The 11,815-nt window shown below is 65.9% G+C and carries 2 protein-coding genes; both read right to left on the bottom strand.

The window, feature by feature from the left end:
* The coding region (locus PseAD21_RS28715; protein ID WP_102359081.1) for a non-ribosomal peptide synthetase at positions 1-11,368 on the bottom strand (11,368 nt) is incomplete at its 3' end.
* 208 nt (positions 11,369-11,576) lie between these two features.
* Positions 11,577-11,815, bottom strand: a 239-nt coding sequence (locus PseAD21_RS28710; protein ID WP_146011323.1) for a phosphopantetheine-binding protein, incomplete at its 5' end; no start/stop codon positions are given.

Below are 11,815 nucleotides of genomic sequence, written 5' to 3'. Positions count from 1 at the left end.
TGGCCCGGGCATTGAGTTCGGCATAAGTCAGCGCCCGCTCACCGGCAACCACCGCTGGCGCCTGCGGCGAGCGCTGCACCTGCGCCTCGAACAGCCCATGAATGGTCTGCTGAAGATCGTAACCAACGTCGGTGGCATTGAGGCCGAACAGCAACTGCCGACGCTCGGCATCCGGTAACACCGGCAGGCGATTCAACGCCTGCTGCGGTGCCTGCTCCAGCGCCTCGGCCAGCGCCGCCAAGGCTCGCTGCATGTACCCGCAGACCCGCGCCGCGCCAATCGACGCGGGGGTCATGACCGTGAGGTCAAAGCCCTGCCCCAGATCATCGACGTTGAGGTTCAGCGGGTAGTTGGTGCGCTCCTCGCTGGAGAGGTTATGGATGCCTTGCCAGCTCAGACGCGTGGCCTGTTGCTGTGCTTCGCTGACGCTGTGCCGGTAGTTGAGCATCGCGCTGAACAGCGGCGACGGCGCCGCCACACCACTGCAACGCTGGGCCAGCGCCAGTGACGCGTGTTCATGGCCAAGCAACGCCGTCAGTTGTGCATGGGTGGCACGCACGCCGGCCCGCACCGAGGTGTCGCCCAGGTCCACGCGCAACGGCAAGGTGTTGATGAACATTCCCAGCCCGCGATCGGCGCCGGTGCCGCCCTGCATTCGGCCCAACAGCACGGTGCCGAACACCACCCGATCATGCCCGGAAGTCGCCGCCAGCACTTGCCCCCACGCCAGATGGAACAGGCTCGCGACACTCACGCCCATCTGCCGCGCCTGGCGGCGCAGATTCAGGGCCAGGGCCGCGGGCACGCTCTGCCGCGTTTCTTCAATGTCATGCCCGTCGCCGCGTACATCGAGCAGACCGAACGGCAGCGTCGGCTCGTCGATGTCGCCGAGCATTGCGCGGAAGAACGCCTCATGCTCCTGCTCACTGACGCCCAGGCGCGTCTGCGCCACGTAGTTGCGGTACGGCACGGCCGGCAGCGGCGCGTCGGCGTGGCCAAAGAGGATCGCCTGCATTTCCTCCTGCACCACGGCCAGTGCCGTGTGATCCATGGCGATGTGATGGAACAACAGCATGGCGACCACCCGGTCGTTGGCCGGATCGCGTGCATAGACCAGACGAATCAACGGTGCCTGACTGAGCTCGATGCGGTAATGCCGTGCGTCGAAACGCTCATACAACTGCGCCAGAACATCACCGGCCGCCTGGTCGAATGCGACTTCCTGCACTGGCAGTTCGGCCTCGCGCCACACCACTTGCACCGGCGTTGCCAAGCCCTCCCAGACCACCCCGGTGCGCAAGATGTCGTGCCGGCTCATGACCTGACGCAGCGCGGCGGCGAAGGCCTGCAAGCGTTCGAGGCTGTCGAATGCCAGGCGCGATTGCAGCAGGTACGGATCGCCCTGCGCGGCGCTCAAGTGGTGATAAAGAATGCCTTCCTGCAGCGGCGCCAACGGATAAATATCCTGCACGTTGGCCGCACCACCCGGCACGGTGGCAACCACCCGTTCAATGCTTGGCTGATCCAGTTGCAGCAGCGTCAGCAGGTCCGGGGTGATGCGCGTGCATCCCGGCGCAATCAGGTTGGCCGGCACCTCGACTTCGCGACCGCTGCCCACGGCGGCGGCCAGTGCGGCGAGGGTCGGCTGGCTGAACAGCACGCGCACATCGGTGCTCAGGCCGAGCTGACGCATGCGCTCGATCAGGTTCACCGCCAGCAGCGAATGGCCGCCCAGTTCGAAAAAGTTGTCGTGTCGACCGACCTGCTCGACCTGCAACACCTCGGCCCAGACCTGCGCCAGCGCGATTTCCACCGAGCCTTGCGGAGCCGCGTATTCGCGGCTGAGCCAGGCGTCCTGATCCGGTTCGGGCAAGGCCTTGCGGTCGAGTTTGCCGTTGGCCGTGAGCGGCAGCACTGGCAGGCGCACGTAAGCGGCGGGCACCAGTGCCTGCGGCAAGCGCGCTTGCAGATGCAGGCGCAGATCTTCGATGTCGACCGCCGTACTGGCGGTGAACCAGGCGATCAGGCGCGCCTCGCGCACCAGCACCACCGCATCCTGCACCGCCGGATGGCTGGACAGCGCGGCGTCGATTTCCCCCAGTTCCACGCGCACGCCACGCAGCTTGACCTGATCGTCATTGCGCCCCAGGTACTCAATGTTGCCATCGGCCAGCCAGCGCGCGAGATCGCCGGTGCGGTACATGCGCGCCTGCGGTTCGTCGCTGAACGGGTCTTCGAGAAAGCGTTCGGCAGTCAGCTCAGGACGGTTCAGGTAACCCCGGGCCACGCCCGCGCCACCGACGTACAACTCGCCGGCGACCCCGACCGGTACCGGACGTTGCTGATCATCAAGCAGGTAGACCTTGGCGTTGCTCATCGGCCGGCCGATGTGCAGCAACTGTCCGGCATTGATCTGCCCGAAGGTCGCAACCACCGTGGCCTCGGTCGGGCCGTAGTTGTTGATCACGGCAAAGCTTTGCTCGCGGTTGAACTGGCGCAGACGATCGCCGCCGATCAGCAACGTGCGCAGCGTCGGGTGCTGCAGTTCGCGGCTGAAGGCGTATTCGGCGATCGGCGTCGGCAGGAAGCTCACCTGCAACGGTTGCGCGCGCCACCAGTCGAGCAAGTCATCCAGGTGTTCGTTGCTGATCGATTGCGGCGGCAGGTGCAGGGTCGCGCCGACGCACAGCGCCGGCCAGACTTCCCAAGCCATCGCGTCGAAACCGCAACCGGCGACACTCGCGGTGTGGCTGCCGGCCCGCAGGTCGAACGCCTCGCAGTGCCAGTGCACGAGGTTTTCCAGGGTCGCGTGTTCGACCATCACGCCTTTCGGCTGGCCGGTGGAGCCCGAGGTGTAAATCACGTAGGCCAGATGCGCCGGGGTCAGCGTCGGCAGTAGCGGATTGCTGTCCGGCAGGTGCTGCCAGATGGCATTGTCCAGATCGATCACCGGCACCCGGCCCAGCAGGTCGCGGGTCGACGCCTGCGTCAGCACCGCCACCGGGTCGCTGTCCTGCAGCAGGTAGGCGATGCGTTCCGCCGGGTACGCCGGATCGACCGGCACGTAACCGGCGCCGGCCTTGAGGATTGCCAGCAGCGCCACGAGCATTTGCGGGCTGCGTTGCAGGCACACGGCGATCCGGTCGTCCGGTTGCACGCCGAGGCCGAGCAAGTGATGCGCCAGGCGATTGGCTTGCTGATTGAGTTGCGCATAGGTCAGTTGCTGATCGCCCTGCACCACCGCCAGCGCCTGTGGCTGCTGCTCGGCCTGCACTTGCACCAGCGCCTGAATCGTTGCGCCGCGCGGGTATGCCGCCGTCGTCGGGTTGAAGCCGACCAGCAAGTGCTCGTATTCCTCGACCGAAAGAATCGGCAAGCGGTTGAGCGGACGTTGCGGCGCCTGTTCCAGCGCGTCCACCAGATGTTCCAGAACGGTGTGCATGTAGCCACAGATGCGCTGCGCGCCGATCTGCACCAGCGCCAGCACCGCCAGGGCAAAACCTTCGCCCAGGTCGTCGACGCTGAGGGTCAGCGGATAGTTGCTGCGCTCTTCGCCACCGAGCAACTGCACACCTTCCCAGATGCCCTGACCGTCACGCGGCTGCGCATCGGCCGCGCTGTGACGGTAGTTGAGCAAGGCGCTGAACAGCGGCGCGCCGGACACTGCGCTGCAGCGTTGGGCCAGCGCCAATGGCGCATGTTCATGGGCCAGCAGTGCGGTCAGCCGTGCATGGGTGGTCTTGGCCGCACTGCGCACGCCTTCGCTGACATCCACGCGCAGCGGCAAGGTGTTGATGAACACCCCCAGCGTGCGGTCGGCGCCCTCGCCGCCCTGCAAGCGGCCCAGCAGCACCGTGCCGAACACCACGTCGCGGCGGTTGGCAAGCACGCCCACCACCTGCGCCCAGGCCAGGTGCATCAGGCTCGCCGGGCTGACGCCCAACTGCCGGGCCTGCTCGCGCAGACGCCGGCTCAGTTCGGGATCGACGGCTTGCTGCGCCTCCTCGATGTCGCCGCCATCGCCTTGCACGTCGTGCAGGCCGAACGGCAGCGTCGGCTCGTCGACATCGCCGAGCATGTCGCGGAAGAACGCTTCGTGCTCCTGCTCACTGGCGCCCAGCCGCGCCTGCGCCACGTAGTTGCGATACGGCATCGGCGTGCTCAGGCGGTCGGCCTGATCGAACATGAACGCGCGCATTTCCTGCCCCACCACTTCCATCGCGGTGTGGTCGAGGATCAAGTGCTGAAACAATATGATCGCCACCACCCGGTGCTGCGCCGGATCCTCGGCGTAGACGATGCGCATCAGCGGTGCGTGGCTCAGGTCGAGACGGTGGTGGCGGGCGTCGAAGCGCGCGTGCAACTGTTCGAGCATGTCGCCCTGTGCAGGGTCCAGCGCCACGGCTTGCACCACCAGCGGCGCCTCGCGCCACACCACCTGGTGCGGGCTCGCCAACCCTTCCCAGACCACGCTGGTACGCAGGATGTCGTGACGGGCAATGACCTGCTGCAAGGCCTTGCTGAAGGTGCGCAGGCGTTCGACGCTGTCGAAGGCCAGGCGCGATTGCAGCAGGTACGGATCGCCCTGCTCGGCACTCAGGTGGTGATAAAGAATGCCTTCCTGCAACGGCGCCAACGGGTAAATGTCCTGCACGTTGGCCGCGCCACCGGGCACCGTGGCGACGATGCGCTCGATACTGGCCTGGTCCAGTTCGGTCAGGCTCAGCATCGATGGAGTGATATGCGTGCAGCCGGGCGGGATACGGTTGGCCGGCACTTCGATTTCGCGACCGCTACCCACGGCGGCCGCCAGTGCTGCCAGGGTTGGCTGGTTGAACAACACGCGCACGTCAGCCGCGAGGTCGATCTGGCGCATGCGTTCGATCAGGCTCACCGCCAACAGCGAATGCCCGCCCAGCTCGAAGAAGTTGTCGTGGCGCCCGACCCGCTCGACTTTCAGCACGTCGATCCAGATCTGCGCCAGCGCGGTTTCCACAGCACCTTGTGGCGCCTCGTATTCGCGGCTGAGCCACGCGCCGTGCTCCGGTTCAGGCAAGGCCTTGCGATCGATCTTGCCGTTGGCGGTCAACGGCAAGGCCTGCAGACGCACGTAAGCCGCCGGCAGCAGCGCATCGGGCAAACGTGCTTGCAGGTGATTGCGCAATTGTCCGATATCGACCGGAGTACGCTCGGTGAACCACGCGATCAGCCGCCCATCGCGGACCAGCACCACGGCTTCCCGCAACGCGGCGTGACTGCCGAGCGCTGCTTCGATTTCACCGAGTTCGATACGCACGCCGCGCAATTTGACCTGATCGTCGTTGCGCCCCAGGTACTCGATATTGCCGTCGGCCAGCCAGCGCGCCTGATCGCCGGTGCGGTACATGCGTGCCTGTGGCGCGTCGCTGAACGGATCGAAGAGGAACTGCGTTGCGCTCAATTCGGGGCGATTCAGATAGCCGCGCGCCACGCCCGCGCCGCCGACATACAACTCGCCCGCCACGCCCACCGGCACCGGGCGCAGGTCAGCGTCCAGCAAGTAGACCCTGGCGTTGGCGATCGGTCGGCCAATGTGCAACGGCTGGCCATGCTCGACGCGTCCCGACGTCGCGACCACCGTCGCTTCGGTCGGGCCGTAGTTGTTGATCACCTCGAAGGTTTGCTGGCGAGTGAACTGGCGCAGCCGATCGCCGCCGATCAACAGCGTGCGCAAGGTCGGGTGCTGCAATTGACGGCTGAAAGCGTATTCGGCCACCGGCGTCGGCAGGAAGCTCACCTGCAACGGCTGCGCGCACCACCAGTCGAGCAGATCGTCCAGATGCTCGTTACGGATCGACTGCGCAGGCAGGTGCAAGGTCGCGCCGACGCACAGCGCTGGCCACACTTCCCAGGCCATCGCATCAAAACCGAAGCCGGCGACACTCGCGGTATGGCTGCCGGCGCGCAAGTCAAAGGCTTCAACGTGCCAATGCACGAGGTTTTCCAGGGTGGCATGTTCGACCATCACCCCTTTCGGCTGGCCGGTAGAGCCGGAGGTGTAGATCACATAAGCCAGATGGTTCGGCGTCAATGCCGGCAGCTTCGGATTGGCATCTGACAGGTGCTGCCAGAGATCGCCGTCCAGATCAATGACCGGCACGCCACCGAGCAGATCGCGGGTCGAGGCCTGAGCCAGGACCGCCACCGGGGCACAGTCCTGCAACAGGTAGGCGATGCGTTCTGCCGGGTACGCCGGATCGACCGGCACATAACCGGCGCCGGCCTTGAGGATCGCCAGCAACGCCACCAGCATCTGCGGGCTGCGCCGGGCACACAGGGCTACCCGATCATCGGGCTGTACGCCAAGGCCGATCAGGTAATGCGCGAGGCGATTGGCGCGCTGGTTGAGTTCGCCGTAGCTCAACTGCTGCGCACCCTGCACCGCCGCCGTGGCCTCGGGGTACGCCGCCGCCTGGGCTTCGACCAGACGCTGCACCGTCTGCGGGTGCGGGTAATCACGACCAGTGATGTTGAACCCGACCAGGACCCGCTGCCGCTCGCTCCACGACATCACCGAAACCTGCCGCAGCGGCGTGGCCGGATTGTCTTCGAGTGCGGTCAGCAGGTTGTGCAGCGCGGTTTGCAAGTAATCGCAAACCCGTGCGCCGTCGACTTGCGGGACGGCCTGCACGCTCAGGCCAAAGCCCTCACCGAGATCGTCGACACTGATCACCAACGGATAGTTGCTGCGCTCGCGGGAGCTGAGCACCTGAATGCCGTCCCACTGCACGCTCGCCGATTGCGCCGCGCTATGGCGGTAGTTGAGCAAGGTGCTGAACAGCGGCAGCGACGCAGAAACGCCGCTGCAACGCTGGGCCAGCGAGAGTGACGCCTGTTCGTGCGCGAGCAGTTGCGCCAGACGTTCATGGGTGGCACGTACACCCTGTTGCACCGCGGTCGCGCCGACGCTGACCCGCAGCGGCAAGGTATTGATGAACATGCCCAGCGCGCGTTCGGCGCCCTCGCCACCCTGCATGCGCCCGAGCAGCACGGTGCCGAACACCACCTCGTCGCGCCCCGAGACTTGCGCCAGCACCTGACCCCAGGCCTGATGCACCAGGCTCGCCGCGCTGATGCCGAGCCGGCGTGCCTGTTCACGCAAACGCCGGGCAACGCCGGCGTCCAGTGCCTGCACGCTGTCGACAACCGTGCTGCCATCGCCATGCACGTCCTGCAGACCGAAGGCCACGGTCGGCTCGTCGATGTCGCCGAGCATGTCGCGGAAGAACGCTTCGTGCGCCTGGGCATTGGCGGCCTGTTGCGCCTGCGCCACGTAGTTGCGGTACTGCACCGGCGCCGGCAGTTCGCGGCCGCTCGGTTGCAGGCTGTCGTTCATTTCCGCCAGCAACACTTCCAGCGCGGTGTGGTCGAGCACGATGTGGTGCAGCAACAGGATGCCGATCCAGCGCTGGTGCTCGCGGTCTTCGGTGTAAGCCAGACGCATCAGCGGTGCGCGGCGCAGGTCGAGGCGGTAGTGACGCGGGTCGAAACGTGCCTGCATCTGCTCCAGCACGTCGCCTTCCAGCAGGTCGGCATCGACGCGTTCCAGCGCCAGCGGCGCTTCACGCCAGACCACTTGCATCGGCTCTTCAAGGCCTTCCCAGACCACGCTGGTGCGCAGGATGTCGTGGCGCTCGATCACCGCGTTCAGCGCGCGGACGAAGGCCTTGATCTGAGGCAGACCGGCGAAGGCAAACTGCGCCTGCAGCACGTACGGATCGCCGGCGCTGGTCGCCAAGTGGTGATAGAGAATCCCCGCTTGCAACGGCGCCAGCCCATAGATGTCCTGTACATTGGCGATGCCGCCGGGCACCGTCGCCACGATGCGGTCGATGCCGGCCTGATCCAGCGTCGCCAGCGGCAGCAGCTCCGGGGTGATTTGCGTGCAATCGGGGCTGATCAGATTGGCCGGGGCCGCGATGGCGTGGCCGCTGCTCAGGGTCGCGGCCAGCGCCGCCACGCTCGGCTGGCCGAACAGCACACGCACGTCGCAGTGCAGATCGTGCTGGCGCATGCGTTCGATCAGCTTCACCGCCAGCAGCGAATGGCCGCCGAGCTCGAAGAAATTGTCATGCCGGCCCACTTGCTCGACATCGAGCAGGGTCTGCCAGAGGCCGGCAATCAGCGTTTCAACTTCGCCCAGCGGGGCTTCGAAACCACGACGGGCAAAGGCATCGCTGTCGGGCTGCGGCAAGGCTTTGCGGTCGAGCTTGCCGTTGGTGGTCAGCGGCAGTACATCGAGACGCACAAAGGCGCTCGGCAGCATGTACTCGGCCAGCGACAACAGCAACTCGTCACGCAATTGCGCGGCGCTGGGTTCGGCGTCGGCAGCGGCCAGCCAGTACGCCACCAGCCGCTGATCACCGGGGCTGTCTTCACGGGCGATCACCACCGCCTCGCGCACACCGGCGCAGGCTGCGAGGCGGGCTTCGATCTCGCCCAGCTCGATGCGGAAACCACGGATCTTCACCTGATCGTCGTTGCGCCCCAGGTACTCGAGGCTGCCATCCGCGGTCCGCCGCGCCAGGTCACCGGTCTTGTACAGACTCGCCTCGGCACGCCCGCTGAACGGGTCGGCAATAAAGCGTTCAGCAGTCAGCGCCGCGCGATTGAGGTAACCCCGGGCGACCCCGGCGCCGCCCACGTACAGCTCGCCGATCACGCCGGTGGGCACCGGCTCGCGCTGAGCATCGAGCACGTACAGTTGCAGGTCGGGAATCGCGACGCCAATCGGGCTGCGTCCGACCAGGTGCGCGTCTGCCGCCTGCAGTGGACGATAAGTCACGTGCACCGTGGTTTCGGTGATGCCGTACATGTTCACCAGCCGCGTGCCGGCGTTGCCGACCCGCGCGTACCACGGTTTGAGCAGGCCTGGCTCCAGCGCTTCGCCGCCGAAAATCACTTCGCGCAGCGAGTGCTGCAACGGGCTGCGGCCCTGCGCCGCGATCAACTGGCGGAAGGCACTCGGGGTCTGATTGAGCACGGTCACGCCGCTGCGGCACAGCAAGGTGTAGCAGTCGTCCGGCGAGCGGCTGATCGCCTGCGGCACCAGCAGCAACTGGCCGCCAAACGCCAATGCGCCCCAGATTTCCCACACCGAGAAGTCGAAGGCAAAGGAATGGAACAGCGCCCACACGTCCTGCGGGTTGAAATTGAACCAGTCATGGGTCGCCGAAAACAACCGCACCACGTTGCGGTGTTCGACCATCACGCCCTTGGGCAGGCCCGTCGAACCAGAGGTGTAGATCACGTAGGCGAGATGGCTTGGGCTGAGCTCGGGAATGTCAGGGTTGCTGCTCGGTTCAGCCTGCAACTGCACGCTGTCGAGGTCGATGTTCGGCACGCTGAGCGCGCCGACCCGCTCGAGGGTATCGGCCTGGGTCAGCACCGCCACCGGGGCGCTGTCCTGCAAGGTGTAGGCGATGCGCTCCAGCGGATACGCCGGGTCGATCGGCACATAACCGGCGCCGGCCTTGAGCACGCCCAGCAGGCCGATGATCATCTGCGGGCCGCGCTCGACACAGATCGCCACGCGCTGATCCGGGCGAATCCCTCGCGCCAGCAGGTGATGTGCCAGTTGATTGGCACGGCGGTTGAGCTCGCCGTAGCTCAGCGTCTGCGCTTCGAAAATCAGCGCGGTGGCCTCGGGGCGTGCCTGCGCGTGGGCTTCAAACTGCTGATGGATCAACGGTGTTTCAGGGAACTGCGGCAACGGCGAGTTGACCCCGTGCAGCAGGTAGTCGCGCTCGGCGGCCGGCAGAATGTTCAGCCGTTGCAGCGGCGCCTCCGGGGTCGCCTGCAAGGCCTGCAACAGACTGTGCAACGCGGTGTGCAAATAACCGGCGATGCGCTCGGCACCCAGCGCTGCGTCCGCCAGCGCAGTGATGCGCAAGTCCTCGCCGAGGTCGTCGATGTTGATCGTCAGCGGATAGTTGGTGCGCTCGCGAGCGCCAAGCACCTGAACACCGGGGACCAGTTCACTGACCTCGGCGATCTCTTCTTGGCTGCTGTGGCGATAGTTGAGGATCGCGCTGAACAACGGCGTCGGCACCGCCACCGCGCTGCAACGCTGGGCCAGCGCCAGAGACGTCTGTTCATGGCCGAGCAACGCGGTCAGGCGTCGATGCGTTGCCAGAACTCCAGCACGCACGCCGTCCTGTCCGACATCCACCCGCAGCGGCAAGGTGTTGATGAACATCCCCAGCGCTTGCTCGCCACCCTCGCCCGCTTCCATCCGCCCCAGCAGCACGGTGCCGAACACCACCGCCGTACGCCCCGACAACTGGCCGAGCACCCGCGCCAGCGCCAGGTGCATCAGGCTGGCGACACTGACCCCGAGCTGACGCGCCTGGCCGCGCAATTGCCGGCTCAAATCGGCTTCAAGCATCAGCACGGCTTCTTCGATGTTCTGGCCGTCGCCCTGCACATCCTGCAAACCACAGGGCAAGGTCGGCTCGTCGATGTCGGCGAGCATCTCGCGAAAGAACGCCTCATGGGCCTGTTCGTCCAGACCCATGCGCGCTTTGGCCAGGTGATCACGGTACGGCACCGCCGGCCCGACCTGCGCGGCCTGGCCGAGCAGATGCGCGCGGGTTTCCCGACGCACCACGTCGAGGGCGACGTGGTCCATGATCAGGTGATGGAACAGCAGCAAGGCGACCACACGCCCGTTGGCGGGGTCCTTGGCGTGGACCAGACGCAGCAGCGGCGCTTGCTGGATGTCGAGGCGAAAGAAGCGTGGATCGTGGCGTTCAAGCAGTTGCGTCAACACATCGGCGCCCGGCTCGAGCAGCACTTCTTCGCAATGCAGCGGGGCATGCCGTTGCACCACTTGCAGCGGCTCATCCAGGCGTTCCCAGACGAACGAAGTACGCAGGATGTCGTGGCGTTCAATCATCCACTGCAGCGCCTCGGCGAAGGCGTCCAGACGCTCGCGGCTGTCAAAGGCGAACCGCGCCTGCGACACGTAGGGGTCACCAGCGGGCGCCGACAGGTGCAGGTAAAGCATGCCTTCCTGCAACGGCGCCAACGGGTAAATGTCCTGCAGGTTGGCAGCGCCGCCCGGTACGTTGGCGCCCAGCCGGTCGATGGTCGGCTGATCCAGCTGCACCAGCGGCAGCATGTCCTTGGTGATGCGAAACGCCGGGCTCAACCAGTCACCACCGTGGCGGGCAACCAGCTCCAGCAATTGCGCCTTGTGCGCAGCGAGGCTGTCCCACAGCGCATCATCCAGCGCGTCGTCGCTGCCCAGAATGACCAGGTCTTCATCTTCCTGTTGAAGGCGGATCGCATGGGTGGAAATAACCGCCATCAGTTCGCTGAAATGCATGGGATAACCTGCTGTAAATACGAGAAAAAGGAGCGCGCAGCCGCGAGTCCGTGCGAGTAGCGCGCAGCCTGGAAAAACTAAAACATCGGGGCCTGGGGGGCTGACATGGGAAGCGGGGACAAGCCGGCCTCCCTGCGGGTGGGCAACGCAATTCCCTGTGGGAGCAAGCCCCCTCCCACAGGGTTTGGTTTGCACAATCAGTTGCGGGTCAGAGCCGGCGTTTGCGATTGAGGCTCGGGATGGTGGTTTGCGGGATGAGCACTTGCTGCGCCTGATCGGTGGTGCTGAGTGCCAGCGCCGCCAGCGTCGGCTGGCTGAACAGCGCCCGGGCGTCGGTGTGCAGACCGCTCTGGCGCATGCGCGCCACCAGGCTCACCGCCAGCAACGAGTGCCCGCCCAGTTCGAAGAAGTTGTCATGCCGCCCGACTTGTTCGACACCGAGTACCT

Origin of the sequence: Pseudomonas sp. AD21 (assembly GCF_002878485.1) — a bacterium.
Taxonomy (GTDB): Bacteria; Pseudomonadota; Gammaproteobacteria; order Pseudomonadales; family Pseudomonadaceae; genus Aquipseudomonas.
Note: the sequence above shows the minus strand (reverse complement) of the source record. Positions and strands in the feature narration are given on the sequence as shown.